Raw genomic sequence first — 26,340 nt, 5'->3', positions numbered from 1 at the left:
TGCTCGCATCACCGCGGGCTCACGCCACGCCCCGGCTCTCCTCCAGGTAGGCCAGCGCGCCGACCGGCTCCTCGGCGAAGAACACCAGCTCGGTGAGGGGGCGCGGCAGGAAGCCCTCGTCCTCCATGCGGCGGAACTGTTCCTTGAGGCCGTCGTAGAAGCCCGCCGTGTTGAGCAGGACGACCGGCTTGTCGGTGTGCCCGTGCTTCTTCAGCTCCAGGATCTCCGTCGCCTCGTCCAGGGTGCCGGTGCCACCCACCATGATCACCACGGCGTCGGCCTTCTCCAACAGCAGCCGCTTGCGCTCGGCGAGGTCCTTGGCGATCACCATCTCGTCGGCGCCCTCGCGCGCCTTGGCCGCCAGGAAGTCCACGGAGACGCCGAGGAGCCTGCCTCCGGCCTCGTGCACGCCGTCGGCGACCACCTTCATCAGACCGACGTCCGAGCCGCCCCAGACGAGGGTGTGGCCGCCCTTGCCGAGCAGTTCGGCGAACTGCCTCGCGGGGCGGGTGTAGCGCTCGTCGAGGTCGGCGGCGGAGAGGAAGACGCAGATGTTCATGGGGCCACGGTACGGCGGGCGTGTCGCCCGGGAAGAACCCGGCCCCGGCGCACGCTGTACCGACCGCACGCCGTACCGACCGCACGCCGTACCGGCGGACGCGGGTCCGTCCGAGGAGGAGCGATCATCGTGACGAAGGGTCATCGCATCACCGTCGAGCCGAGCGGCCGCCACGTGCGCGTGGTGCGCGGCGGGCAGGTCCTGGCGGAGAGCGACGGGGCACTGGTCCTGCGGGAGACAGGCTGCCCCGACCGCTACTACATCCCCGCCGGGGACGTACGCACGGACCTGCTGACGCCGTCCGGCACGCACACGCACTGCCCGTTCAAGGGCGACGCGTCGTACTGGTCGCTGCCGGGCGCCGAGGACCTCGTCTGGGCGTACCCGGACCCGAAGCCGGAGGTGGCACAGATCAAGGACCACCTGTGTTTCTACGAGGTCGAGGTGTCCTGAAGGTTTCATCGCGTGCCATGGGGCAGTCTGCACATGTATGGACAAGAAGACCCTTTCGCCGGACGGCACACGCATCGCCTACCGACGCACCGGGCAGGGCCCGGCCGTCGTCCTGGTCAGCGGCGCGATGTCCACCGGCGCCACGATGGCGCCCCTGGCCGCGGAGCTGTCGGACCGGTTCGACGTCACCGTGTACGACCGCCGGGGCCGCGGCGGGAGCGGTGACACGGCGCCCTACGCGGTGGAGCGCGAGGTCGAGGACCTGGCGGCGCTGATCGAGGCGGTCGGCGGCGAGGCGTCGCTGTACGGCGTCTCCTCGGGCGGCGCGCTGGTCCTGCGGGCGGCGGCGAGCGGGCTCCCGGTGCGCCGGGTCGCCGTGTACGAGGTGCCGTACGCCATGGACGACGAGGCCGCCCGGGCCCGCGCGGAGTACACCGAGCGGCTGGGCGAGGCGCTCGGGCAGGGCCGGCGCGGGGACGCGGTGGAGCTGTTCCTGCGGCTCACCGGTCTGGGCGAGGAGGTGATCCGGGGCGCCCGTCAGTCGCCGATGTGGGCCGGCCTGGAGTCGGTCGCACCGAGCCTCGCGTACGACGACGCCGTGATGGGCGACGCCCGGGTGCCGCGGTCCCGGCTGGCCGGGATCACCGTTCCCGTGCTGGCCCTGGCGGGCGACGCGGGCGACGCGTGGCCGCGGGAGGCGGCGCGGGCCGTCGCCGACGCCGTGCCCCAGGGCACGTACCGGGTGCTCGCGGGCCAGAGCCACCTGGCGGAGCCGGGCGTGCTGGCGCCGGTGCTGGCGGAGTTCTTCGCGGCGTGAGGGCGCCGGGCACCGGAGGGTCCGACCGGGTGGTTCAGGCCGCGCCCGCCGTCGCCCGCACCGTCGACGCGATGGTCGCCGAGCCCACCACGCGCGTGCCGTCGTACAGCACGATCGCCTGGCCGGGGGCCACGCCGCGCACCGGCTCGGTGAACGACACCTCCAGCGCGCCGTCGACCAGGGCGGCGGTGACCTCGGTCTCGCCGCCGTGGGCGCGCAGCTGGGCGGTGTAGGTGCCGGGGCCGGTGGGGGCGGCGCCGCACCAGCGGGGCTTGATCGCGGTGAGCGCGGTGACGTCCAGCGCCTCGGCCGGGCCCACGGTGACGGTGTTGTCCACCGGGGAGATGTCGAGGACGTAGCGGGGCTTGCCGTCGGGTGCCGGGGTGCCGATCCGCAGGCCCTTGCGCTGGCCGATGGTGAAGCCGTAGGCGCCCTCGTGGGTGCCGAGCCGGTTGCCGGCCTCGTCGACGATGTCGCCCTCGGCCTTGCCGAGCCGGTTCGCCAGGAAGCCCTGGGTGTCGCCGTCGGCGATGAAGCAGATGTCGTGCGAGTCGGGCTTCTTGGCGACGGCCAGTCCCCTGCGCTCGGCCTCCGCGCGGATCTCGTCCTTCGTGGTGAGCGTGTCGCCGAGCGGGAACAGGGCGTGCGCGAGCTGCCGGTCGTCCAGCACGCCGAGGACGTAGGACTGGTCCTTGGCCATGTCGGAGGCGCGGTGCAGCTCGCGGGTGCCGTCCTCGCGGGTGATCACCTTGGCGTAGTGGCCGGTGCAGACGGCGTCGAAGCCGAGCGCGAGGGCCTTGTCGAGGAGCGCGGCGAACTTGATCTTCTCGTTGCAGCGCAGGCACGGGTTCGGGGTGCGGCCGGCCTCGTACTCGGCGACGAAGTCCTCGACGACGTCCTCGCGGAAGCGGTCGGCGAGGTCCCAGACGTAGAAGGGGATGCCGATGACGTCCGCGGCGCGGCGGGCGTCCCGGGAGTCCTCGATGGTGCAGCAGCCCCGGGCGCCCGTGCGGAAGGACTGCGGGTTGGCGGAGAGCGCCAGGTGGACGCCGGTCACGTCGTGCCCCGCCTCGGCCGCGCGGGCGGCGGCGACGGCGGAGTCGACTCCGCCCGACATGGCGGCGAGGACGCGGAGGGGGCGGGTGCGCTGCGGGGTCTCAGTCATAACCCTTCCAGGGTACGGGGACGCGGGAACCGGATCGCGCGCGTGTGCGTTGGAGATCGCATGGGGGCGAAGAGCGGGTCCGCGGGCGGATCCAAGGACGCGGACCGGCACCTCGGGCGCCGGGCGCTGATCGTCGGCGGCACGGCGGCGGCCCTGGGCACGGCGGTGCTGGCGCGCGACGAGCTGGCGCGGCTGTGGTGGCGTACGCCGGGCGTGGAGAAGCCGCGCGAGGAGGGTGCCGTGGACTACGCGGGCGCCCGGTGGGTGGCGGCGTCGGACGCCAACTGGCGGCGTGCGGACCGGCCCGACGACTTCGGCATCGACATGGTGGTCGTCCACGTGACGCAGGGCAGCTTCGCGAGCGCGGTGAAGGCGTTCCAGGACCCGGGGCACAAGGCGGCCACGCACTACATCGTCGGCCAGGACGGGCACGTCACCCAGATGATCCGCGAGCTGGACGTGGCCTATCACGCGGGCAACCGGGACTACAACGAGCGCAGTGTCGGCATCGAGCACGAGGGCTTCGTGGACCGGCCGCGGGACTTCACGGACGCGATGTACGCCGCCTCGGCCCGGCTGACCGCCGGTGTCTGCGCGCGGTACGGGATACCCGTGGACCGCGAGCACATCATCGGGCACGTGGAGGTGCCGGGCACCGACCACACCGATCCGGGGCCGCACTGGGACTGGGACCGGTACCTGAAGCTGGTCCGGCGGGCGGCGACGAGCGGCCCGTCGTCCGGCCCCACGCCCGGGAAGGCCGGCCACACCGGCGTCTGACCCCGGGCCTCTCCTCTCGGGCTCCTGCTCCGGGCCCCCGTCCCCACCCCGGTGCTACGACAGCCCCGCCGCCCGCGCGCGTTCCACCGCCGGGCCGATCGCCGTGGCGAGCGCCTCGACGTCGGCCTTCGTGGAGGTGTGGCCGAGGGAGAAGCGCAGGGTGCCGCGGGCGAGGTCGGGGTCGGTGCCGGTGGCCAGCAGGACGTGGCTGGGCTGGGCGATGCCGGCGGTGCAGGCGGAACCGGTGGAGCACTCGATGCCCTGGGCGTCGAGCAGCAGGAGCAGGGAGTCGCCCTCGCAGCCGGGGAAGGTGAAGTGGGCGTTGGCCGGCAGCCGGTCCACCGGGTCGCCGCCCAGGACGGCGTCCGGAACGGCCGTGCGGACCGCGTCGACCAGGTCGTCGCGCAGGGCGCCGATCTCGCGGGCGAACCACTCGCGCTGCTCGGTGGCCAGGCGCCCGGCGACCGCGAAGGAGGCGATGGCGGGCACGTCGAGGGTGCCGGAGCGGACATGGCGTTCCTGGCCGCCGCCGTGCAGGACGGGCACGGGGGTGTACTCGCGGCCCAGCAGCAGCGCGCCGATGCCGTAGGGACCGCCGATCTTGTGGCTGGTGACCGTCATCGCGGCGAGCCCGGAGGCGGCGAAGTCGACCGGGAGCTGGCCGACGGCCTGGACCGCGTCGGCGTGCAGCGGAACGTCGAACTCGGCGGCCACATCGGCGAGTTCGCGGACCGGCATGACCGTGCCGATCTCGTTGTTGGCCCACATGACGGTGGCGAGGGCGACGTCGCCGGGGTCGCGGGCGATGGCCTCGCGCAGCGCCTCGGGGTGGACCCGGCCGTACGTGTCGACCGGCAGGTACTCGACGGTCGCGCCCTCGTGCTCGCCGAGCCAGTGGACGGCGTCCAGGACGGCGTGGTGCTCGACGGGGCTGGCCAGGACCCGGGTGCGGGCCGGGTCGGCGTCGCGGCGGGCCCAGTACAGGCCCTTGACGGCGAGGTTGTCGGCCTCGGTGCCGCCGGAGGTGTAGACGACCTCGCTGGGGCGGGCGCCGAGGGCGTCGGCGAGGGCCTCGCGGGCCTCCTCGACGGTGCGCCGGGCGCGGCGGCCGGACGCGTGGAGGGAGGAGGCGTTGCCGGTGGCGCCCACGTGCGCGGTGAGTGCCTCGACCGCCTCGGGGAGCATCGGGGTGGTCGCGGCGTGGTCGAGGTAAGCCATGGTGGGGCCGATTCTACGGGGCGGCACCACCCGGCCTCGGGTCAAGGGCCGCTTCGTCGGCGAACCGGGGCCCCGCTGTGCGGCGGGTGACTCACAGACTCCACGACATCGTGTTGTCCGCGGACATGAACGCCACCAGGACCACCAGGTCGGCGACGCCCAGGCCGAGGCCGAGCAGGGCCCGGCCGCGGCGGGCGGTGCCCCGCCACAGGGCGACGGCGGCCAGCACGATGGCGAGAGGGCCCAGGAAGACGTTGAGGACGAGCAGGCCGAGGAGTCCGAGGACGAAGGACGCGACGGCCATGCCGTCGGTGTCCCGGATACCGGTCCGGCGGGTGGCCGGTGCGGTGAGCTGCACGGTGTTCTCCTTACGGTGCGTCGGTGGACCGGACGGTGCGCCGGTGGGCCGGCGGCGGTCAGTGGGCGGAGCTGCTCCGGCGGCGGCCGTGCCGCTCGCGGATCGCGAAGACGCCGAGCCAGACGGCGATGACCAGGCCGACGGTGACGGAGAAGGTGAGCGGCGCGTGGGCGACGGTGCCCAGGAGGACGCCGAGGAGCAGAAGTGCGACGACGAGAAACAGCATGGTGCGGATCCCCCAACCTTCGGTGAACGATTGTAGTTACACTTGTTCACTGACTTCCCAGTCTAGCGCGCCCCATGGCTTTTCAATTCCAGAGAACAGTTGTTAACTACATGGCATGAGTCACACCCTCGGCGTCCGGCAGGCCCAGAAGCAGAAGACCCGTCAGGCGCTCCTGGACGCGGCGCTCGCGCTGCTGGAGGAGCAGAGCCTGAGCAGCCTGGGCCTGCGCGAGGTCACCCGCGCCGTCGGCGTCGCCCCGACCGCCTTCTACCGGCACTTCCGCTCCACGGCGGACCTCGGCGCGGCACTGGTCGAGGAGGCGCTGGGCAGCCTGCACCCGATGGTCCGGACGGCGGTGTCCACGGCGGACGACAGTGAGCAACGCATCGAGCGCGCCGTCGGACTGATCGCCCGTCACGTGGCCGAGTACCCCGCCCACGTCCGTTTCATCGCCCGGGAACGGCACGGCGGGGTACGGCCGGTGCGCGAGGCCATCCGCGAGCAACTGGGCAGGTTCGCCCACGAGGTGAAGGACGAGCTCGCCAAGGACCCCCAGGCGGTGGGCTGGAGCGACGACGACCTGCTCATGCTCGCGCATCTCTACGTCGACCAGATGCTGGTCACCGCCTCGCTCTTCCTCGAGGCCCTGGACGCCCCGCCGGCGGAGCGGAAGCGCGTCACCCGGCTGGCCGTCCGGCAGTTGCGATTGATCAACATCGGTCGGCAGCACTGGCCGGCCTGACGCTCAGGTCCCGGCCGCCCCCATCGACCCAGCCGTCCCAGTCGCCCTGGCCATCTCAGCCGTCCCGGCGGTCCCGGCCGTCCCGGCGGTCCCGGCCGCCGCGCCCTCGTCCCCGCGCCGGTACAGCTCCGCGACGGCGGCGGCCGCCGCCCGCAGCTCCGCGCGCGCCTCGGGCGGGGAGAGCACCTCCACCTGATCGGAGAAGCCGAGCAGTTGGCGGACCGCGCGGAGCACACCGTAGGACAGCCGCACGGTCACCCACTCGCCCTCCCCGTCGTCCTCGACCGGGGCGGCCAGCGACGCGGCGTGCATGCGCAGGAACATGTCGAGGCGGGCGCGGCGCACCCGGGCGGTGACCTCCAGGCCGTCGGGCCGTTCCTCGACCCGGCGGCGCAGAACCTCCCAGACATCGGCCAGTTCGACGCCCGGACGGCGCCGCACGGGGTCGTCCAGAAGCCGGGCCGAGTGCACCCGGTCGGCCCGGAACAGCCGCGGGCGCGCCCGCCGGTCGGCGACCAGGTACCAGACGCCCGCCTTGGCGACCAGGCCGTAGGGGTCGACGGTGTACGTCCGGGGCTCCCGCTCGCCACTGTGCCGGTAGCGCAGCCTGAGCCGCCGGTCGGCGAAGACCGCGTCGCGCAGCGCGTCGAGGTCGACGGCCCGCCCGGGGCCGCTCTTCCAGCGGGTGGCGTCCACCAGGATGCGCCGGCTGGTGGCCTCGGCGGCGGGGCGGTGCGGGGCGGGCAGCGCCGCCATCACCTTGCGCAGGGCCGAGCCGAGCGCCGCGTCCAGTCCGAGCGCGGCGTGCGCGCCCTGCGCGGCCAGGACGAACAGCGCCCGGGACTCGTCGGCGGTCAGGCCGGTGACGTCCGTGCGGAACCCGGCGAGCAGTTCGATGCCGCCGTACCGGCCCCGCTCGGCGTAGACCGGGACGCCGGAGGCCGACAGCGCCTCGACGTCGCGGTAGACGGTGCGCACCGACACCTCCAGCCGCTCGGCGAGTTCCCGGGCGGGCACGCGCCCGCGGGTCTGCAGGAGCAGCAGGATCGACAGCAGGCGGTCGGACTTCACGCCCCCAGCATCGCGCCCGCGGCGGACCCGGAACAAATGGTGACGGCAGGTGTCAGGTTTTCGGTCGATCCTCGGAGCATCACCGGGCCGGCGCCGTCAGGCGCACGGACCGGCACCGATGTCACCGGCACCGAGAAGAGGAAACGGATGAACACCATCGACCCCCGCCCCGTCTACGCCCGCGCCACCGAGCAGGCCGCCGCGCTGATCGCGACGGTGCGGCCCGAGCAGCTCACCGGACCGACGCCCTGTACCGAGTTCGACGTCCGCGGCCTGCTGGGCCATGTCGTCGGCGGCAGCCGGCGGATCGCGGTGGTCGGCGAGGGCGGCGACGGTCAGGCGGTGGACCCGTCCACGGCCGATGTCCCGGACGACGGCTGGCCCGCCGCCTACGAGGAGGTCCGCACCCGCGTGCTGAAGGCCTGGGAGAGCGACGAGCGCATGGCGGCGCCGGTGCGCGTGCCGTGGGGCGAGGTGCCCGGCCGCGCGGCCCTGTCCGGCTATGTGATGGAGCTGGTGACGCACACCTGGGACCTGAACGAGGCCCTCGGCCGTCCCCTCGGACTCGACCCGGAACTCGCCGAGTTCTCCCTCGCCACCGCCCGCCGGGTGCTGGCCGACCCGGAACGGGACGCGCAGACCCCCTTCGACTCCGCCCGGCCGGCCCCCGAGGGGGCCGGCGTGTACGAGCAGCTGGCGGCCTGGCTGGGCCGACGGCCCTTCAGCCGAGTCTGACCCGCGCGAGCTGACGGGACTGCGCCACCAGCCGGTCGGCGCTGTCCCACACCTCGGCGTCCTCCTCCAGGAAGCCGCCGGCGAGGTTGCGGGTGGTGATGGAGACCCGCAGCGGTCCCGGCGCCGGACGGCAACGCACGTGGACGGTCAGCTCGACGGTCGGCACCCAGCCCTTCAGCCCGAGCTCGAAGGCGGTCGGGGGCAGCGCGTCCACCGCGAGGAGCAGCGAGAGGGGGTCGGCGTCGCGGCCGTCGGCGAGCCCGAACCAGGCCCGCATCTCCCCCTTGCCCGAGGGCTGTCCGAGGGCCCACCCCAGGGTCGCCGGGTCGAGCTTGAGCATCAGCCGGTCGGCGATGGCGGAGCTGCCCTCCACGGGCGCGGGGCCGTCCTCCGGGCCGAAGCACTGCTCCGGGGGCGGGATCGCGGGCGGCTTCGCCGACGTGCGGACGTCGTCGGGCAGCGCGTCGAGGTCGCCGTAGGAGGCGAGGACGCGGATGCGCTCGACCTCGTTGCCCTCGTCGTCGTACTGGAAGAGGGACGCCTGGCCGGTGGAGAGCGTACGGCCGGTGCGGACCGTCTCCGTGCGGACGACCGCCGGGCCCGGCCGGGACGCGGTGAGGTAGTGCGCCGAGACGGTGAAGGGGTCGGGGTGCGGCAGGGCGTCCCCGAGGGCGCGGCCCAGGACGGCCAGCAGATAGCCGCCGTTGACGGCGCTGATGATCGTCCAGCCGGCGGAGAGGTCGATGTCGTAGACGCCGGGTGCGCGCCGGGTGACACTGGTGTCCCGGTCGAACTCGCTGTCGCCGATGGTGGCCCGGGTGGCCGGTGCGGAGGCTGCTTCTGGCATGGCTGCACGGTACAACAGGAAACTACTAAGCGGTAGCTTTTTCGGTGGCCCCGAGCAGACCCTCACTCCCCTTCGACGACCGTCGACCGCCGGTTCCACGCACGCGGCGCCCGCCAGTGAAAGCGCATCGCCAGCAGGCGCAGCACGAAGGCGGTGACCACCGCGAGGCCGCTGGTGAACGGGCCCAGGACGTCGAAGCGGATGCACAGGGCGACCATGGTGGCGCCGACGACGGCCGGGACGGCGTACAGGTCGCGGTCCCAGCGCAGCAGCGACGGCACCTCGTTGGCCAGCACGTCGCGCAGCACACCGCCGCCCACCGCGGTGGCCAGGCCCAGACAGGCGGAAGCGGTCAGGCCCAGCCCGTAGTCGTACGCCTTGGTCGTGCCGGCGACGCAGAACAGGCCGAGGCCGGCCGCGTCGAAGACGTTGACGCCGGTCTGGAGGCGCTCGACCTGCGGATGGAGGAAGAAGACCAGCACGGTGGCCAGCAGCGGGGTGAGGAAGTACCCGAGGTCCGTGAAGGCCGCGGGCGGCACCGCCCCGATGATCAGGTCCCGGAACAGCCCGCCGCCCAGCGCGGTGACCTGGGCGAGAACGGCTATGCCGAACACGTCGAAGTTCTTGCGGACGGCCAGCAGCGCACCCGAGATGGCGAAGACGAAGATGCCGATCAGGTCGAGCGTGTGCTGCACGGTCGGGCTGAAGAGTTGCTCGTACACCGTGACATTCTCACCTGCCGGTGAGCCCCCGCCTTACAGAGGAAGGCGGGGGCTCACCGGTGGGGGCGAGGTCACTTCTCCTTGGCGGGAGACTCCTTGCCGGCGCCCTTCGCGGCGGACTCGTCGGCGCCCTTCGCGGTGGGCTCGTCGGTGCCACCGGCCGCAGGCTTGTCGCCGCCCTCGGCCGCGGGCTCGTCGCCGTCCGCGACGTCCGCACCGCTGTCCGGGGTGCCTTCCGCGCCCTCGGCACCGGGCTCGTCGCCGTCCGCCGCACCCTCCGCGTCCGCGGCCTCGGCCTCGGCCTGCGCGGTCAACGCCGCCGAGGTCTCCGCCGACTCGGCCAGCGCCTCCTCGGACACCAGCTCCGCCGCCTCCTTGGCGTCGGACAGCAGGACGACGTCCTGCGGGGCCTGGTCCGCGAAGTTCTCCGGGTGGTGGCAGGCCACCCGCTGGCCGGGCCGCAGCTCCTTCAGCGGCGGCTCGGTCGTCCTGCAGATCTCCGTCGCCTTCCAGCACCGCGTGTGGAAGCGGCACCCGCTCGGCGGGGAGATCGGCGAGGGCACGTCGCCCTTGAGCAGGATGCGCTCGCTCTTGGTCGACTTGCGCGCCGGGTCCGGGATCGGCACCGCCGACATCAGCGCCTTGGTGTACGGGTGCATCGGCGTCTTGTAGAGCAGGTCGCGGTCGGCCAGCTCCACGATCTTGCCGAGGTACATCACCGCGATCCGGTCCGAGACGTGCCGGACGACGGACAGGTCGTGCGCGATGATCACGTACGTCAGGCCCAGTTCCTGCTGGAGGTCGTCGAGCAGGTTGACGACCTGGGCCTGGATCGACACGTCGAGCGCGGAGACCGGCTCGTCGGCCACGACCAGCTTGGGGTTCAGCGCGAGCGCGCGGGCGATGCCGATGCGCTGGCGCTGGCCGCCGGAGAACTCGTGCGGATAGCGGTTGTAGTGCTCGGGGTTGAGACCGACCACCGACAGCAGCCGCTGCACCTCCTTCTTGACCCCGCCCTCGGGCTCGACGCCCTGGAGCTTGAAGGGGGCGCTGACGATCGTGCCGATGGTGTGGCGCGGGTTCAGCGACGAGTACGGGTCCTGGAAGATCATCTGCACGTCGCGGCGCAGCGGACGCATCCCGCCGACCCCGAGGTGGGTGATGTCCTTGCCCTCGAACTCGATCCGGCCGGCCGTCGGTTCCAGCAGCCGGGTGATCAGCCGGCCCATGGTCGACTTGCCGCAGCCCGACTCGCCCACGACACCGAGGGTCTCACCGGACCGGACCTCGAAGTCGAGACCGTCGACGGCGCGCACCGCGCCGACCTGGCGCTGCAGCAGGCCCTTCTTGATCGGGAAGTGCTTCTGCAGCCCGGTCACCTTCAGCAGGGTCTCGCCGGGGGCGGCGTCCTGGGTGAGGGTGGCGGCACCGCTGCTCTGTGCCGGGATGGCCACTGCTTCGTCCTTGGCTTTTTCGTCCTTGGCCTTCGCGCTCTTGTCGCTCACAGCTTCGGCGCAATCTCTTCGGTCCAGATACGCTCCCGCTGCTCCTGCGACATGTGGCAGGCGGCCCAGTGCTTGCTGCCGACCTCGGTCAGCTCGGGGCGGACCGTGCGGGTGATGTCGTCCTTGGGGACGTCGGCGTACGGGCAGCGCGGGTTGAAGGCGCAGCCGGACGGCAGGTTGATGAGGGAGGGCGGGGAGCCCTTGACCGGGATGAGGCGTTCCTGCTGGTCGCGGTCGAGCCGCGGCATCGAGCCGAGCAGGCCCCAGGTGTAGGGATGCCGGGGCTCGTAGAACACCTTCTCCGCCGGGCCGCGCTCGACGCAGCGGCCGCCGTACATCACCAGGAGGTCGTCGGCGAGCTCGGCGACGACGCCCAGGTCGTGGGTGATGATGATGACCGCGGAGCCGAACTCCTTCTGCAGATCCCGGATCAGGTCGAGGATCTGCGCCTGCACGGTCACGTCCAGGGCCGTGGTCGGCTCGTCCGCGATGAGCAGTTCGGGGTTGTTGACCAGCGACATCGCGATCATCGCGCGCTGGCGCATACCGCCGGAGAACTCGTGCGGGTAGTTGTCCACCCGCTTGTCCGGCTGCGGGATGCCGACCCGGTCGAGCATCTCCACGGCACGGCGCTTGGCGGTCTTCTTGTCCACGTCGTGGTGGATGCGGTACGCCTCCACGATCTGCTGGCCGATCGTGTAGTACGGGTGCAGCGCCGACAGCGGGTCCTGGAAGATCATCGCCATCTGCCGCCCGCGCAGCTTGCGCACGTGGTCCGGGTCGGCGGACAGCAGCTCGGTGCCGTCCAGCCAGATCTCGCCCGATATCTGCGCCTTGCGCTTGCCGTACTGGCCGGCGGTGTGCAGCCCCATGATGCCGAGCGAGGTCACCGACTTGCCGGAGCCGGACTCGCCCACGATGCCGAGGGTCTTGCCCTTCTCCAGCTCGAAGCTGAGCCCGTCGACGGACTTGACCAGGCCGTCGTCGGTCGGGAAGTGCACCTTGAGGTCGCGGACCGCGAGGAACGCGTCGGGCACGTCCGAGGGCGAGCGCGTGGGCTCTCCCACGGCGGCTCCGCTCTTGCTGAGTTCGGTCATGTGAGCCTCACCCGGGGGTCGATCACGGCGTACAGGACGTCCACCACGAGGTTGGCGATCAGCACCGCGAGAGAAGTGATCAGGACGACGCCCAGGATAAAGGGCAGGTCCTGGTTCCTGATGGCGTCCAGCACCTTCTGGCCGAGGCCGGGGAGGCTGAACGTGGTCTCGGTCAGGATCGCGCCGCCCATGAGGGCGCCGAGGTCCATGCCGAGCATGGTCAGCAGCGGGGTCAGGGTCGACCGCATGGCGTGCTTGCGGATGACGACCTGCTCCTTGAGCCCCTTGGCGCGCGCGGTGCGGATGTAGTCCTCGCCGAGGATCTCCATCATGGTCGCCCGGGTGATCCGGGCGTACATCGCGGCGTAGAGGAAGGCCAGCGTGATCCAGGGGAGGATCATGCCGCCGAGCCAGCCGGTGAGGCTGTCCTCCAGGGGCACGAACTCGGCGTTGATCCAGCCCAGGCCGTGGGAGAAGATCGCCAGGCTGAGCAGACCGGTGAAGTAGATGGGGAGGGAGACACCCGACAGCGCCACGATCATCGCGCCGCGGTCCCACAGGGAGCCCCGCTTGAGCGCGGAGAGCACGCCGGCGGCGAGACCGAAGATCAGCCACAGGACGGCCGCACCGAGCGCGAGAGCCAGGGTCACCGGGAAACGCTCGGTCAGCACCGGCCAGACGGCCTGCTCGGTACGGAAGGAGTAGCCGAAGCACGGCGCGGAGCACTGGGTGACGTCGCCGCCGCCCGAGTAGGTCCGGCCCACGAAGATGCCCTTGAAGAACTCCCAGGCCTGGACGAAGACCGGGTCGCCCAGACCCAGCTTCTGCCGCACACCCTCGACGGCGGCGGGGTCCGCCTGCTTGCCGACGAAGTTCAGGGCGATGTCGACACCCGCCCACTTGGGGACGAGGAAGAAGATGCTGAAGACCACCAGGATGATGATCACCAGCATCACTGCGGCGGCGAACAGCCGCCTGATGAGGTAAGCGAGCACAGCTTACGGCCCGCTGCGGACCGCGGGCCGCCGGAGGTCTTCCGGCGGCCCGCCATCACGCCGCGCCGGCCTTCACCTGCCTTTCGTGCCGTACGGCGGGTGTACCGGTTACTTCGTGGACTTCAGACCGAGGTTGACGAAGTCGTACATACCGCTGTACGCGTCGGTCGTGTACACGTTCGCCAGTCGGTTGGAGCGCCAGTTGATGAACTTCTCGAAGACGAAGGGCAGGTAGTAACCGCCCTCCATGACCTTGTGGTTGATCTCCGAGGCGACCTTGGTCTTGCCGGCGTCGTCCTTCTGGACGAGGTACTGGGCGAACAGGCCGTCGATCGTCTTGTCGTTGATCATCGCGAAGTTGTTGTTCGCGCTGTCGAGGATGTACTTGCTGTGCCACAGCGGCAGACCGTAGCCCTGCACGGACGGGAAGTCCGGGCCCCAGCCCATGATGATGATGCCGAAGCCCTTCTTCTGCACGTTCGAGGGGCTGCCGATGACGCTGGAGGTCTGCGAACCGTCGTACTGGGAGATCTCGACGTCGATGTTGATCTTCTTCAGCGACGCCTGGAGGGACTCCGCGGTGGCCACCTCGACCGGCTTGTTGTTGCGGACGGCGATGGTGGTCTTGAAGCCGTCGGGCTTGCCGCAGGCCTTCAGTTCTTCCTTGGCCTTCTCGATGTTGCCGTTCTTGTTGGCACCGGCCATCTCGTACGGGTCGTACTTCTGGCCCTCGGCGCCCGGGACGGCCGGCGGCAGCATGTTGGTGCCGATGTCGCCACCGGCGACCGGGCCGCCGCGCGCCGTCTGCAGCGAGACGTGGTCGGCCCCGTAGATCACGGCCTTGCGGCAGTGGATGTTGTCGAAGGGCTTGACGGTCTGCGGGAAGACCGCGTACCGGATGTAACCGGAGACCGGGTTGTCCAGGTTCCCCTTGTGCTCCTTCAGGGCGGTGGTGCGGCCCTGCGGCGACAGGCCGGTCTGCCCCAGGTCCAGGTCGTAGTCACCGGAGAGCAGACGGGCGTCCATCTCGTTGGCGTTGGAGAAGAACTTGATCGTGATCTTGTCCGGGTACGCCTTGCGGACCGGGTCCGACTCCTGCTTCCACTCGGTGTTGCGGACCAGGGTGAGGTCCTTGCCCGGGTTGTAGGACTCGAACTTGTACGGGCCCGAGGAGAACGGGTGCAGCGCGTACTTGGCCTTGGTGTCCTTGTCCTGGCGGACGGGGGACGCCGAGGTCAGCGCGAGCATCTCCTCGAAGTCGGAGTTGGCCTGCGGCAGGTGGAAGACGATGGTCTTGTCGTCCGGCGTCTCGATCGCCTTCAGGCCGAGCTTGTCCTTGTCCGTGTCCTTGTACGGGCCCTTGTACTCGCCCTTGGGGTCGAGCACCTCCTTGAGGTACGTCGGACCGCCGGACAGCACGTCCTGCGCCCAGACGCGCTCGATGCCGTACTTGACGTCCTTGGAGGTGATCGGCTTGCCGTCCTCCCACGTGATGCCGTCACGCAGGGTGTACGTGTAGGTCTTGCCGTCGGGCGAGACCTTGGCGAGCCCCGCGGCGAGGTCGGGGGTGACACCGGCACCGGCCTTGCCCGGCTCGGTCTTGTTCGTGACGAGCTGGCGGCTGTAGTAGCGGGAGAAGTTCCACATGAAGCCGTAGTAACCGCGGGTGGTGTCCCACGAGTCGGCGTCCTGCGCGCTGGCGAACTTCAGGGTCCCGCCCTTCTTGGCCTCGGAGGCCTGGGCGACCTTGTTGTTCGCGGCGTCGAAGCCGGCCGCGCCGTTCTTCGAACCGCTGCCGCTGCCGCCGTCATCACCGCCGCCGCCGCACGCCGCCGTGGTCAGCAGCGCGGCGACCACTGCGGCAGCGGCCAAAGCCTGCTTGCGCCGCCCTGAGGTGCGTTGGGTAGTCACGATCTCGGATCCTCCGGATTAGATGAGATACCCCGTGCAGGTGCCACGGGTCGCTTTGCGGTACGGCAGGGTCAGCGGGAGCCCTTCGGGTCCAGCGCGTCGCGTACGCCGTCACCGAAGAGATTGAAGGCAAGAACGGTGATGAAGATCGCCACACCCGGGATCACCATGTACATGGGATCCGACTTGTAGTAGTCGATCGCGTTCGACAGCATCTGTCCCCAGGAGGAGGTGGGCGGCTTGACGCCCACGCCCAGGAAGCTGAGCGCCGCCTCGGTGAGGATGTTGGTGGGGATCATCATCGTCGTGTAGACGATGATCGGCGCCACCAGGTTGGGCAGCAGTTCCTTGAACAGGATGTAGAACCGTCCGGCTCCCAGGGACCGGGCCGCCTCGACGTACTCCCGTTCACGCATCGAGAGCGTCTGGCCGCGGACCACGCGACCGATGTAGGGCCAGCCGAAGAAGCCGATGACCAGGATCATCATCAGCAGCCGCACGCCCGTGCCGCCCAGTCCCAGCATGTTGTCGGGCATCACGGAGACCAGCGCGATGATGAAGAGCAGCTGGGGGAAGGCCAGCAGGCCGTCCATGACCCGGCTGATGAGGGAGTCGACCCAGCCGCCGAAGAAGCCCGCCAGGACGCCCAGGACGGTGCCGATGACGACGGCGACCAGCGCGGACAGGAAGCCGACGAGCAGCGAGATGCGGGCGCCGTGGACGACGCGGGCGAAGATGTCGCGGCCGTTCACCGGCTCGACCCCCAGCCAGTGGTCGCCGCTCATGCCGCCCAGCGACCCCTTGGGGGTGCCGAACAGCGGGTCGATCATGCCTTCGTTGTAGGCGTCGGGCTCCTGCCCGTAGAGGGAGGTGATCAGGGGCGCGAGCACCGCGATCAGGATGAGGACGAGCACCACGACGCCGCCCGTCAGGGCGAGCTTGTCCCGTTTCAGGCGCTCCCAGGCGATCCGGCCCAGGGAACGCCCCTGCACCGCCTTGGTCTCGGCGCCGGCAACCGCCGCTTCCTCGGCCGCACTCGGGGCCGCTTCCGCGGTCGGCTCGTGCAATGGTGCCGTCATCTGGCAGGGACCCCTCTCAACCGGCGGTAGCCGGCCCGCACTTGCCGCTGTAGCGGCGTGATCAGTCCGTCGTACACAGGGGTGAACATTCCGCCCCTTGTTGCGGGGAGTCTTCAACGCTTTGGCGACCCGTAGCCAGACTTGACGGGGAAAGGATGCGCAACCGTGATGCTGTTCGAGGTGTTCCGTTATCCGGACGCCGGGTAACGGGGGCCGGACGCGGGCGAGTTGGACATCACGGACGGAGCACCTCTTACCCCCTCCTCTACGCGCGAAGAAATGTGTTCGCCCGGTGGAGGCGGGAGAACACCGTCGGCACATCCGACGGAAGTCCGCCGGTTCGTCAGTAACCCCCGCGGGCCGGCGGGTAGCCGTACCCGGCGGCGGGCGCCTGGGCGGGGGCCGCGTGGGCCTCGCGGTCGTAGAAGGGGCGGGCATGGGCACGCATCCACAGGGCGACCGGATCGTGCGCGTCGGTCATCGCCACCGTCGACACCGGCAGCCCCTCCGGCACCGCGCCGACGGACTGCTGCATCATCGCGCGCACCGCGTCCACGGCCGGCGGCGACGTGTCGTACACGTCCAGGCCGATGGCGAGATAGGGCGCGCCCAGCGACGGCTGCACCCAGGCGCGGCGCAGCGCGCGGACCACCGGGGTGCGGTGGGCGTTCTGCGCGAGCAGGGCGTAGAACTGCGGGATCTCGATGGCCGGTTCGGACAGGCGCAGCGGTCCGGCGGGCTGGCGGTCCAGGCCGGAGGCGATGCGGCGCAGGTCGAGCCAGGGGATGCCGACGCCGCCGCCGGGGGCGTGCGGATTGAGCCAGAGACCGTAGTGGTCCGGGTAGAGGGCCCGGGCCACTTCCAGGCCGTCGACCACCTCGTACGACCGGCTCCAGCCGCTGGCGGAGAGCTCCTGGGCGGAGGTGACGCAGGGCGCGTAGCCGTAGCCGTCGACCTCCATGCTCCCGTACTGGGCGTCCGGGGAGCCGGCCTGGCCGTGCCACAGCAGCATCCAGACCTGGCCGGTGGCGGGGGTGGCGAGCGCGCGCAGCAGGGCCTCGTAGGCGTCGTAGCGCCCGGGCGTCACCTGGCGCAGCATGTGCTCGACCTGCCCGGCCGCGGCGGTACCGCTCGCGCTCACCTTTTACCGACCCTTCGAGAATCGTCCCCTGTTGAGGAACCAGCTTAGGGCTCCGCCCCGAGCGGCGGCCCCGGTGTCCGCCGACGGATGCGGGGGCGCCGTGGCGTGTCGCGCCCACGCGGCTCGGCCGCGTGCCGTCACGGGCCCGCGCCCCTTGCCGGCCTCGCTCACACGTCCTTCGTGTAGAACGGCCGGACGTGATCCCTCATCCAGTCGCAGACCGGGTCCTGGGCCGCTTCCAGGAGGACCAGGTTGACCGGCCATTCGACCGGGACCGCGCCGAGGGCGCGGCCGAGGGCGTCCAGGGGGAGCGCGCGGGCGTCGCCCTCCCAGTGGGACAGTTCCACGCCGACGAACATCACCGGGTCGGCGGTCTCGACGGCGGCCAGGCAGCGGCGGGCGGTGCGGACGACGCCGACGGCGGCGAACTCGGCACGGGCCGCGGCCAGGAAGTCGACCGGGTCGTCCTGCCAGTCGGGTTCGAACAGGCGGACCCGGCCGCCGGACGCGGACCCGTCCAGCGGGGTGCGTCCGGCCCGGCACAGCTCGGCCACGGCGGCCGGCGGCAGCGGGACGCCGACCACACCGTCGGGGTTCACGGCGATGCCGACCTGCGGGGGAAGGCCGCGGGCGAACTCGACGGCGGGGGCGATGGTGTACCCCATGTGGGGGCCGGCGACCCGGCGGAGCTGCTCCTCGGAGCTGAACACCGGCACGTACGCCTGGCCTTCCATCTCCACCGTGGGCAGGTCGAGGGGGCCGGTGCCCGGGCCGCCGCCGTTGGGGAGCGGGACCCAGACGAAGCTGCGGCCGAGCACCTCGACGATCCGGCCGCCGGCGCCCGGCACGCCGAGGGAGGCGGACAGCACCTCCTCCAGCTCGTTGCCGGGCCATCCACCGTGCGGGTGGGGATGCGCCTGCGTCGGGAACCCCGGTGAGAGGTCCGCCGGGAAGTCCGCTGGGAAGTCCATCTGCCTACCGCCTGCCTGGGTACCGCTGCTGTGGCTGAAAAGGCTAACCCGTTCGGCCCCACCGGCCCACGGACCGTCACCTCAGCCGGTGAAGGCGATCCGGCGCAGCGTGTCCGCCGCCGCCCGGTCGAGGAGGACCGCCGAGGCGCAGCCGGCGGGCAGGGTGCCCTCGGAGACGGAGGCCAGCAGGCGCCCGGTCGCCGCGCGGTGCCGCAGGAAGGCGTACCGCGAGACGCCCCGGCCGCGCTCTCGCTGGCCCGCCAGGGCGTCGTCGGCGCCGACGTCGAGGAGCAGCAGGTGCAGGGCGCCGCCGCGACGGCGGGCCCCGCGGGCCAGCCAGCCGCGCACCCAGGCCTGCGTGCCGCAGTCGTGCACGACGAGGCCCTCGCCGGAGCGCAGGGCGCGGCGCAGTCCGGCGTAGTGGGCGAGGCGGACGAGGGGCCGGTAGAGGGCGTACGGGAGGAGGCGCGGCATGCGGCGGTCCCAGCGGTCGCGGGTGTCCTGGGAGTCGACGCGCAGGCCGCGCACGGTGCGCCGCATCAGGGTGGACTTGCCGCTGCCGGGCAGGCCGGTGATCACCACCACGTCGCGGGGCCCGAAGAGCAGGGCGTGCGGGCTGCGGCCGTCGCGGTCGCGCAGGTCGCGGACGACGGGTGCGGGCAGTCCGGCACACGCCTCCCCGGCCGGGGCGGGCCGCTTCGGCAGTGCGATGCCCGAGGTCGTTGCGTAAGCCGTGGTCCTGTTCACCGTGATCGTCCTCCCCTGGGGCGGTTCACGAGTTCCCGTCCCCGTCGAGTGTAAAGAGAAGGCAATACGACGGTCTCGCGTTTTCGTGCGCTTACCGCCACAAGCCGGTTACAGATCACCGTCTGCCGCGAACAGGCCCGGCGTGCGATGATGGCGGCGCCAACTGCATACCGGCCGTTTGAATCCGCGCGGGAGAGTCCCCGGCCTTGACCGGGGCGCCGAAGGAGCAAGTCCCTCCCTTGAATCTCTCAGGCCCCGTCACCGCGCGGGCGAGGCACATCTGAAAAGCGGGCCGCCGTTCGACGGCTGCCCCACCCAAGGTGCAAGTCCTGACCACCGCGCTCCGGCGGTCATGGCGAACCTCTCAGGTTCCGATGACAGATGGGGAGGATTCCCCCTCGCCCGTGCCGTCATGCCCTGGGAGACGACCGACCGATGAGCAGTACCGAACTCCGCCGTACCGCGCTGGACGCCACGCATCGCGCGCTGGGCGCGACGATGACCGACTTCGCCGGCTGGGACATGCCCCTGCGTTACGGCTCCGAGCGTGACGAGCACGTCGCGGTGCGTACCCGGGCCGGGCTCTTCGACCTCTCCCACATGGGCGAGATCACCGTGACCGGCCCGCAGGCCGCGGCCCTGCTGGACCACGCCCTGGTCGGCAACATCTCCGGCGTGAAGCCGGGCCGCGCCCGCTACACGATGATCTGCCGCGAGGACGGCGGCATCCTGGACGACCTGATCGTCTACCGGCTGGGCGACACGGAGTACATGGTGGTCGCCAACGCCTCCAACGCCCAGGTGGTGCTGGACGCGCTCACCGGGCGGGCCGCCGGCTTCGACGCCGAGGTGCGCGACGACCGCGACGCCTACGCGCTGCTGGCCGTACAGGGACCGGAGTCCCCGGGCATCCTCGCCTCGCTCACCGACGCCGACCTGGACGGCCTGAAGTACTACGCGGGCCTGCCCGGCACGGTCGCCGGCGTCCCGGCGCTCATCGCGCGCACCGGCTACACCGGCGAGGACGGTTTCGAGCTGTTCGTGAAGCCCGAGCACGCCGTGGAGCTGTGGCAGGCGCTGACCAAGGCGGGCGAGGGCGCCGGGCTGGTCCCGTGCGGCCTGTCCTGCCGGGACACGCTCCGTCTGGAGGCGGGCATGCCGCTGTACGGGCACGAGCTGACGACGGAGCTGACGCCCTTCGACGCCGGGCTCGGCCGGGTGGTGAAGTTCGAGAAGGAGGGCGACTTCGTGGGCCGCGCGGCGCTCGAGCGGGCCGCCGCCCGGGCCGAGGAGAACCCGCCCCGCGTCCTGGTCGGCCTGGTCGCCGAGGGCCGCCGGATCCCGCGCGCCGGGTACGCGGTCGTCGCCGGCGGCGAGGTGGTCGGCGAGGTCACCTCCGGCGCCCCCTCCCCCACGCTGGGCAAGCCGATCGCCATGGCGTACGTCGACGCCGCGCACGCGGCTCCCGGCACCGCCGGGGTCGGCGTGGACATCCGGGGCACCCACGAGCCGTACGAGGTCGTGGCGCTGCCTTTCTACAAGCGCCAGAAGTAGACGCCGGGCGGGCGGGGCCCTTCGTCGCCTCCGCCCGGCCCACATCGCTCACCGGCGGTCTCAGCCGTCCCCCCGTCATCAGCACTCCCCCGCGTACAGGAGAATTCAGGCCATGAGCAACCCCCAGCAGCTGCGCTACAGCAAGGAGCACGAGTGGCTGTCGGACGCCGAGGACGGCGTCTCGACGGTCGGCATCACGGAGCACGCGGCCAACGCGCTCGGTGACGTCGTCTTCGTCCAGCTCCCCGAGGTCGGCGACACCGTGTCCGCGGGCGAGACCTGCGGCGAACTGGAGTCGACCAAGTCGGTCTCCGACCTGTACTCCCCCGTCTCCGGCGAGGTCACCGAGGTCAACGAGGACGTCGTCAGCGACCCGTCGCTGGTGAACTCGGCGCCCTTCGAGGGCGGCTGGCTGTTCAAGGTGCGCGTCAGCGAGGAGCCGGGCGACCTGCTCTCCGCCGACGAGTACACCGAATTCGCCGGCGCCTGAGGAGTCACGGACCCATGTCGCTTCTGAACACCCCCCTGCACGAGCTCGACCCCGACGTCGCCGCCGCCGTCGACGCCGAGCTGCACCGCCAGCAGTCCACCCTCGAGATGATCGCCTCCGAGAACTTCGCGCCGGTCGCGGTCATGGAGGCGCAGGGCTCGGTCCTCACCAACAAGTACGCCGAGGGCTACCCCGGCCGCCGCTACTACGGCGGCTGCGAGCACGTCGACGTGATCGAGCAGATCGCCATCGACCGCGTCAAGGCGCTCTTCGGCGCCGAGCACGCCAACGTGCAGCCGCACTCCGGCGCCCAGGCCAACGCGGCGGCGATGTTCGCGCTGCTCAAGCCGGGCGACACGATCATGGGTCTGAACCTCGCCCACGGCGGGCACCTGACCCACGGCATGAAGATCAACTTCTCCGGCAAGCTCTACAACGTCGTCGCCTACCACGTCGGCGACGACGGCCAGGTCGACATGGCCGAGGTGGAGCGCCTCGCCAAGGAGAACAAGCCGAAGCTGATCGTGGCCGGCTGGTCGGCCTACCCGCGGCAGCTCGACTTCGCCGCGTTCCGCCGGATCGCGGACGAAGTCGGCGCGTACCTGATGGTCGACATGGCGCACTTCGCCGGTCTGGTCGCGGCGGGCCTGCACCCGAACCCGGTCCCGCACGCGCACGTGGTGACGACCACCACGCACAAGACGCTGGGCGGCCCGCGCGGCGGTGTGATCCTCTCCACGGCCGAGCTGGCCAAGAAGATCAACTCCGCCGTCTTCCCCGGTCAGCAGGGCGGTCCGCTGGAGCACGTGGTGGCCGCCAAGGCCGTCGCCTTCAAGGTCGCGGCGAGCGAGGACTTCAAGGAGCGCCAGCGTCGTACGCTGGAAGGCGCCCGGATCCTGGCCGAGCGCCTGGTGAAGGACGACGCGAAGGCGGCGGGCGTCTCCGTCCTGACCGGCGGCACGGACGTCCACCTGGTCCTGGTCGACCTGCGCGACTCCGAGCTGGACGGCCGGCAGGCCGAGGACCGCCTGCACGAGGTCGGCATCACGGTCAACCGCAACGCCGTCCCGAACGACCCGCGCCCGCCGATGGTGACCTCCGGTCTGCGCATCGGTACGCCGGCCCTGGCGACCCGCGGCTTCACGGCCGAGGACTTCGCCGAGGTCGCGGACGTGATCGCCGAGGCGCTGAAGCCGTCCTACGACGCCGAGGCGCTGTCGGCCCGGGTGAAGGCCCTGGCCGACAAGCACCCGCTGTACCCGGGTCTGAACAAGTAGACACCGTACGTCCGGGGGTGCCGTGCCCGTCACGAGCGGGCCGGCACCCCGCCTTTTCGCAGCACCCTCTGCACCACCCCCGTTCTGAGGAGTCCCCGTGGCCATCTCGGTCTTCGACCTGTTCTCGATCGGCATCGGCCCGTCGAGCTCGCACACGGTCGGCCCGATGCGCGCGGCCCGCATGTTCGCCCGCCGTCTGCGCAACGAGGAGCTGCTGGACTCCGTCGCCGCGGTCCGCGCCGAGCTGTACGGCTCGCTCGGCGCCACCGGCCACGGCCACGGCACGCCCAAGGCGGTGCTGCTCGGCCTGGAGGGCGCCTCGCCGCGCACGGTGGACGTGGAGACGGCCGACGAACGCGTCGAGACGATCAAGGACTCGGGCCGCATCCGTCTCCTCGGCGAGCACGAGATCGCGTTCTCCTACGACGACGATCTGGTCCTGCACCGCCGCAAGGCCCTCCCGTACCACGCCAACGGCATGACGCTGTGGGCGTACGACGCGGACGGCACCGAAGTGCTGACCAAGACGTACTACTCGGTCGGCGGCGGCTTCGTCGTGGACGAGGACGCGGTCGGAGCGGACCGCATCGTGCTCGACGACACGGTGCTGAAGTACCCCTTCCGCACCGGCGACGAGCTGCTGCGCCTGACCCGGGAGACGGGCCTGTCGATCTCCGCGCTGATGCTGGAGAACGAGCGGGCCTGGCGCACCGAGGAGGAGATCCGCGCGGGCCTGCTGGAGATCTGGCGCGTGATGCGGGCGTGCGTGGACCGCGGCATGTCCCGGGAGGGCATCCTGCCGGGCGGCCTGAAGGTCCGCCGCCGCGCCGCGAACACCGCGCGCAAGCTGCGTTCCGAGGGCGATCCGCAGGCGCTCGCCATGGAGTGGATCACGCTCTACGCGATGGCCGTGAACGAGGAGAACGCGGCCGGCGGCCGGGTCGTCACGGCGCCGACGAACGGCGCGGCCGGCATCATCCCGGCGGTCCTGCACTACTACATGAACTTCGTCCCCGGCGCCGACGAGGAGGGCGTGGTCCGCTTCCTCCTCGCCGCCGGCGCGATCGGCATGCTCTTCAAGGAGAACGCCTCCATCTCCGGCGCCGAGGTCGGCTGCCAGGGCGAGGTCGGCTCCGCCTGCTCGATGGCCGCGGGCGCGCTCGCCGAGGTGCTGGGCGGCAGCCCCGAGCAGGTCGAGAACGCCGCCGAGATCGGCATGGAACACAACCTGGGCCTGACCTGCGACCCCGTCGGCGGCCTCGTCCAGATCCCGTGCATCGAGCGCAACGGCATGGCCGCGGTGAAGGCGGTCACGGCCGCCCGGATGGCGATGCGCGGCGACGGCTCGCACAAGGTGTCCCTCGACAAGGTCATCAAGACCATGAAGGAGACCGGCGCCGACATGTCGGTGAAGTACAAGGAGACGGCGCGGGGCGGACTGGCGGTCAACATCATCGAGTGCTGAGGCCGCGGGCCCTGACCGGCGCTCTCGTGTCCGCCGGTGCCGTCAGGGGCTTCCTCGACTCACCGTCGCCCGTGCCGTAACGCTGTGCGAGGAGCCGGAGACCTCCCCTCCCGGCCGCCGGGCGTTCTCCCGCCCGCCGGCGCCTCCTCGTCCAGCCCCGCCCCGGCCTCGTGGCCGGGCGGCGGCACGGGAAGCGGCGACGGACGGTGCGCGAGGCCCGGTGTGGCGGCTCCCGGACGGGGCAGCACGAAGGAGATCGCGCTGGACACGGCGCGGGGAAGCACGGTACGAGCGGAGGTTCACGCGTGGACTGGCTGTTCATCGTCAAGCCTGGGGACACCGCCCCGGACGGCGGATCATCCGCCAAGAGCCACATGCTGGAACTCGCCGAGACCGAGCCCCACCGGGAGTGGTGCCTGTCCAGGTGGCGGCGGATGGCCGCGGGCGACCGCCTGTGGATCTATTTCGCCAGTCCGGTGCGGGAGGTCGCCGCGGTGGCCGAGATCGAGGACGAGCCGTTCGAAGCGGCCGGGAATCCCCGTCAGCCGTGGCGCGTCCGGGCGACGCTCAGCCCGGCGGCGACACGTCGCCTGAACCGCGACCCCGTCCCGTTGCACATGCTGACCAACAGGCACCCGCAAGGGGTCACCCGCGTGAAGGACGCCGACCTGGCGCTTCTGCTGCGGCACGCCGGCCTGTAGCACCGCCTCGGGCCCCTTCGGCCTTCCCGGCTCGACCGGTACCTACGGGAGCGCTCCACCTCGGAGCGGGCGAGACGGCCGATCCGGGCATCGGGCTCCGGCTCGGCCCTCGGGCGGCGTCCCCCGGCCCCGGCAGGCCGCCTGCTCCCTCGGAGACCTTCCGCGTCTCACATCGTGGCATCGACTTTCCGTCAGGTAAGACACCTGAGATCGTTGCAGCGCACACACATGTTCCACGCGTGAAAGACCGAGCCATGCCCGCATCCGCCACCGGTTCAGCCGCGGCACCCGTCAATCCGCGGTCCCGTGTCCTCATCGCCAGCCTCATCGGCACGACGATCGAGTTCTACGACTTCTACATCTACGCGACCGCCGCCGTACTGGTCTTCCCCGCGCTCTTCTTCCCGAACAGCGACCCGACCACGGCACTGCTGTCGTCCTTCGCGGTCTTCGGTGCCGCGATGGTCGCCCGCCCGATCGGCGCCGTCTTCTTCGGGCACCTCGGCGACCGGCTCGGCCGCAAGAAGACGCTGGTGGTCTCGCTCCTCACCATGGGCATCGCCACCTTCCTCATCGGCGTCCTGCCGACCTACGCACAGGTCGGCTGGGTCGCCACCGCGCTGCTCGTGCTGATGCGGCTCGCGCAGGGCTTCGCGCTCGGCGGCGAGTGGAGCGGTGCCGCCCTGGTCGCCACCGAGAACGCGCCCAAGGGCAAGCGCGCCCTGTACGGCACCTTCCCCCAGCTGGGCGCCCCGCTCGGCTTCATCATCGGCAACGGCCTGTTCCTGATCATCGGCGCACTGCTGCCGTCCGCGGCCGGCGCCGACCCCACGCAGCCCTCCGAGGCCTTCACCAGCTGGGGCTGGCGGATCCCGTTCCTGTTCTCCGCCGTGATGGTCGCGATCGGGCTGTGGGTGCGCTCGCGGCTGGTGGAGTCGGCGGTGTTCACCAAGACCCGGGAGACGGGCAAGGTGCGGAAGCTGCCGCTGGCCACCGTGGTCCAGGGCCACTGGAGGCAGCTGGTCCTGGGCACCTTCATCATGCTGGCGACGTACGTGCTCTTCTATCTGATGACCACGTTCTCGCTGAGTTACGGACGCACCGCCGAGGACGCCGCCGTGCCCGGTCTGGGGTACAGCTACACCACCTTCGTCCTGATGATGATCTTCGGGGTGCTGTTCTTCGCCGTGTTCACGCTGGTCTCCGGCCCGCTCGCCGACAAGTACGGACGGCGCACCACCCTGGTCTGGATCACCGCCGCGATCGTGGTCTTCGGTCTGGTCTGGGTGCCGCTGATCGGCCTGGGCACGCTCGGTGTGGTGCTGTGGCTGGTGCTCGGCTTCACCCTGATGGGCATGACGTTCGGCCCGATGGGCGCGCTGCTGCCCGAGCTCTTCCCGACGAGCGTGCGCTACACCGGTTCGGGTGTCTCGTACAACGTCAGTTCGATCCTCGGCGCGGCCGTCGCGCCGTTCATCGCGGTGGCGCTGTGGGAGGCCGGTGACGGCTCGCCGTGGCTGGTCGGCGTCTACCTCTCCTCGATGGCGGTGCTGACGCTGGTCGCGCTGCTCCTCTCCAAGGAGACCAAGGACGTCTCCCTGGACGAGGGGGAGGCCGCCGCGGAGGCCGACGGCACGCCGGCCCCGGCCGTGTCCTCCGCCTCCTGATCCGACCGGCGCACACCCGCCCCGTACGCCGAGCACCCTCACGCCCG

Annotated in this window: 27 protein-coding genes and 1 riboswitch; of the genes, 11 read left to right on the top strand and 16 right to left on the bottom strand. The window is 71.5% G+C overall.

The window, feature by feature from the left end; translation table 11 throughout:
- Positions 1-19: 19 nt before the first annotated feature.
- Positions 20-559 carry a TIGR00730 family Rossman fold protein gene (locus tag ACIRFH_RS24890; RefSeq protein WP_403524767.1) on the bottom strand — a complete coding sequence of 180 codons (540 nt, stop codon included), beginning with the start codon at positions 557-559 and terminating at the stop codon, positions 20-22.
- A 129-nt stretch (positions 560-688) separates the two neighbouring features.
- Here ACIRFH_RS24890 and ACIRFH_RS24885 point away from each other — a divergent pair, with 129 nt between their 5' ends.
- The gene (locus tag ACIRFH_RS24885) at positions 689-1,012 is read left to right on the top strand and encodes a DUF427 domain-containing protein (RefSeq protein ID WP_403524764.1); all 324 of its coding nucleotides are present in this window, start codon (positions 689-691) and stop codon (positions 1,010-1,012) included.
- Between the two features lie 37 nt (positions 1,013-1,049).
- Positions 1,050-1,829, top strand: a complete 780-nt coding sequence (locus ACIRFH_RS24880; RefSeq protein WP_403524761.1) for an alpha/beta fold hydrolase — start codon at positions 1,050-1,052, stop codon at positions 1,827-1,829.
- A 34-nt stretch (positions 1,830-1,863) separates the two neighbouring features.
- On the opposite strand, the gene mnmA is transcribed toward ACIRFH_RS24880, so the two are convergent.
- The gene (mnmA, locus tag ACIRFH_RS24875; RefSeq protein WP_403524758.1) at positions 1,864-2,994 is read right to left on the bottom strand and encodes a tRNA 2-thiouridine(34) synthase MnmA; all 1,131 of its coding nucleotides are present in this window, start codon (positions 2,992-2,994) and stop codon (positions 1,864-1,866) included.
- A 60-nt stretch (positions 2,995-3,054) separates the two neighbouring features.
- Here mnmA and ACIRFH_RS24870 point away from each other — a divergent pair, with 60 nt between their 5' ends.
- Complete coding sequence (locus ACIRFH_RS24870; protein ID WP_403524755.1) at positions 3,055-3,774, top strand: N-acetylmuramoyl-L-alanine amidase; 720 nt, start codon at positions 3,055-3,057, stop codon at positions 3,772-3,774.
- A 54-nt stretch (positions 3,775-3,828) separates the two neighbouring features.
- Here ACIRFH_RS24870 and ACIRFH_RS24865 read toward each other — a convergent pair whose 3' ends face one another.
- The 3 genes from ACIRFH_RS24865 to ACIRFH_RS24855 all read right to left on the bottom strand — a co-directional run bounded on the left by ACIRFH_RS24865 (position 3,829) and on the right by ACIRFH_RS24855 (position 5,576).
- Positions 3,829-4,992: a cysteine desulfurase family protein gene (locus ACIRFH_RS24865; protein WP_403524752.1), complete on the bottom strand. Its 1,164-nt coding sequence runs from the start codon at positions 4,990-4,992 to the stop codon at positions 3,829-3,831.
- A gap of 91 nt (positions 4,993-5,083) precedes the next feature.
- The gene (locus ACIRFH_RS24860) at positions 5,084-5,350 is read right to left on the bottom strand and encodes a DUF4190 domain-containing protein (RefSeq protein ID WP_403524749.1); all 267 of its coding nucleotides are present in this window, start codon (positions 5,348-5,350) and stop codon (positions 5,084-5,086) included.
- 58 nt (positions 5,351-5,408) lie between these two features.
- The gene (locus ACIRFH_RS24855; protein WP_403524746.1) at positions 5,409-5,576 is read right to left on the bottom strand and encodes a hypothetical protein; all 168 of its coding nucleotides are present in this window, start codon (positions 5,574-5,576) and stop codon (positions 5,409-5,411) included.
- A gap of 115 nt (positions 5,577-5,691) precedes the next feature.
- Here ACIRFH_RS24855 and ACIRFH_RS24850 point away from each other — a divergent pair, with 115 nt between their 5' ends.
- Positions 5,692-6,318 (top strand): TetR family transcriptional regulator, encoded by a 627-nt coding sequence (locus ACIRFH_RS24850; protein ID WP_403524743.1) that lies wholly within the window; start codon positions 5,692-5,694, stop codon positions 6,316-6,318.
- Between the two features lie 3 nt (positions 6,319-6,321).
- Here the strand turns inward: ACIRFH_RS24850 and ACIRFH_RS24845 are convergent, their stop codons facing one another.
- Positions 6,322-7,389: a helix-turn-helix transcriptional regulator gene (locus ACIRFH_RS24845; RefSeq protein ID WP_403524740.1), complete on the bottom strand. Its 1,068-nt coding sequence runs from the start codon at positions 7,387-7,389 to the stop codon at positions 6,322-6,324.
- Positions 7,390-7,536: 147 nt separating this feature from the next.
- Between ACIRFH_RS24845 and ACIRFH_RS24840 the strand changes: the two genes are divergently transcribed.
- Positions 7,537-8,124 carry a TIGR03086 family metal-binding protein gene (locus ACIRFH_RS24840; protein WP_403524737.1) on the top strand — a complete coding sequence of 196 codons (588 nt, stop codon included), beginning with the start codon at positions 7,537-7,539 and terminating at the stop codon, positions 8,122-8,124.
- Here ACIRFH_RS24840 and ACIRFH_RS24835 read toward each other — a convergent pair.
- From ACIRFH_RS24835 to ACIRFH_RS24790, 10 genes are all read right to left on the bottom strand, one after another.
- Positions 8,111-8,971: a thioesterase family protein gene (locus tag ACIRFH_RS24835; RefSeq protein WP_403524734.1), complete on the bottom strand. Its 861-nt coding sequence runs from the start codon at positions 8,969-8,971 to the stop codon at positions 8,111-8,113. The genes ACIRFH_RS24840 and ACIRFH_RS24835 overlap by 14 nt on opposite strands.
- A gap of 62 nt (positions 8,972-9,033) precedes the next feature.
- Positions 9,034-9,693, bottom strand: coding sequence for a trimeric intracellular cation channel family protein (locus ACIRFH_RS24830; RefSeq protein ID WP_403524731.1), 660 nt, complete (start codon positions 9,691-9,693; stop codon positions 9,034-9,036).
- Positions 9,694-9,764: 71 nt separating this feature from the next.
- A complete protein-coding gene (locus ACIRFH_RS24825; protein WP_403524869.1) occupies positions 9,765-11,147 on the bottom strand; it encodes an ABC transporter ATP-binding protein in 1,383 nt (460 codons plus the stop codon).
- A gap of 47 nt (positions 11,148-11,194) precedes the next feature.
- Entirely contained in the window at positions 11,195-12,295 is a 1,101-nt protein-coding gene (locus ACIRFH_RS24820; protein WP_403524728.1) for an ABC transporter ATP-binding protein, read from the bottom strand.
- On the bottom strand, positions 12,292-13,290 hold the full coding sequence (locus ACIRFH_RS24815; protein WP_403524725.1) for an ABC transporter permease: 999 nt from the start codon (positions 13,288-13,290) through the stop codon (positions 12,292-12,294). Before ACIRFH_RS24815 ends, ACIRFH_RS24820 begins: the two co-directional genes overlap by 4 nt.
- Before the next feature lie 108 nt (positions 13,291-13,398).
- Positions 13,399-15,201: an ABC transporter substrate-binding protein gene (locus tag ACIRFH_RS24810; RefSeq protein WP_403524723.1), complete on the bottom strand. Its 1,803-nt coding sequence runs from the start codon at positions 15,199-15,201 to the stop codon at positions 13,399-13,401.
- Between the two features lie 71 nt (positions 15,202-15,272).
- On the bottom strand, positions 15,273-16,280 hold the full coding sequence (locus tag ACIRFH_RS24805) for an ABC transporter permease (protein ID WP_403524720.1): 1,008 nt from the start codon (positions 16,278-16,280) through the stop codon (positions 15,273-15,275).
- Between the two features lie 343 nt (positions 16,281-16,623).
- Entirely contained in the window at positions 16,624-17,421 is a 798-nt protein-coding gene (locus ACIRFH_RS24800) for an enhanced serine sensitivity protein SseB C-terminal domain-containing protein (RefSeq protein ID WP_403524717.1), read from the bottom strand.
- Between the two features lie 167 nt (positions 17,422-17,588).
- A complete protein-coding gene (locus ACIRFH_RS24795) occupies positions 17,589-18,392 on the bottom strand; it encodes an enhanced serine sensitivity protein SseB (protein WP_403524714.1) in 804 nt (267 codons plus the stop codon).
- A gap of 81 nt (positions 18,393-18,473) precedes the next feature.
- The gene (locus ACIRFH_RS24790; RefSeq protein ID WP_403524711.1) at positions 18,474-19,139 is read right to left on the bottom strand and encodes an AAA family ATPase; all 666 of its coding nucleotides are present in this window, start codon (positions 19,137-19,139) and stop codon (positions 18,474-18,476) included.
- Between the two features lie 179 nt (positions 19,140-19,318).
- Positions 19,319-19,413, top strand: a riboswitch (glycine riboswitch).
- Positions 19,414-19,574: 161 nt separating this feature from the next.
- Here ACIRFH_RS24790 and gcvT point away from each other — a divergent pair.
- The 6 genes from gcvT to ACIRFH_RS24760 all read left to right on the top strand — a co-directional run bounded on the left by gcvT (position 19,575) and on the right by ACIRFH_RS24760 (position 26,293).
- Positions 19,575-20,693 (top strand): glycine cleavage system aminomethyltransferase GcvT, encoded by a 1,119-nt coding sequence (gene gcvT, locus ACIRFH_RS24785; RefSeq protein WP_403524708.1) that lies wholly within the window; start codon positions 19,575-19,577, stop codon positions 20,691-20,693.
- A 112-nt stretch (positions 20,694-20,805) separates the two neighbouring features.
- Positions 20,806-21,183, top strand: coding sequence for a glycine cleavage system protein GcvH (gene gcvH, locus ACIRFH_RS24780; RefSeq protein ID WP_403524705.1), 378 nt, complete (start codon positions 20,806-20,808; stop codon positions 21,181-21,183).
- Between the two features lie 14 nt (positions 21,184-21,197).
- Positions 21,198-22,460, top strand: coding sequence for a serine hydroxymethyltransferase (gene glyA, locus ACIRFH_RS24775; RefSeq protein WP_403524702.1), 1,263 nt, complete (start codon positions 21,198-21,200; stop codon positions 22,458-22,460).
- Between the two features lie 97 nt (positions 22,461-22,557).
- Positions 22,558-23,925 carry an L-serine ammonia-lyase gene (locus tag ACIRFH_RS24770; protein ID WP_403524699.1) on the top strand — a complete coding sequence of 456 codons (1,368 nt, stop codon included), beginning with the start codon at positions 22,558-22,560 and terminating at the stop codon, positions 23,923-23,925.
- Between the two features lie 305 nt (positions 23,926-24,230).
- Entirely contained in the window at positions 24,231-24,626 is a 396-nt protein-coding gene (locus ACIRFH_RS24765) for a hypothetical protein (protein ID WP_403524696.1), read from the top strand.
- Between the two features lie 254 nt (positions 24,627-24,880).
- Positions 24,881-26,293: an MFS transporter gene (locus ACIRFH_RS24760; RefSeq protein WP_403524693.1), complete on the top strand. Its 1,413-nt coding sequence runs from the start codon at positions 24,881-24,883 to the stop codon at positions 26,291-26,293.
- Positions 26,294-26,340 lie beyond the last annotated feature (47 nt).

Origin of the sequence: Streptomyces sp. NPDC093586 (assembly GCF_044764905.1) — a bacterium.
Taxonomy (GTDB): domain Bacteria; phylum Actinomycetota; class Actinomycetes; order Streptomycetales; family Streptomycetaceae; genus Streptomyces.
This window is presented reverse-complemented; position numbering and strand designations above follow the sequence as displayed.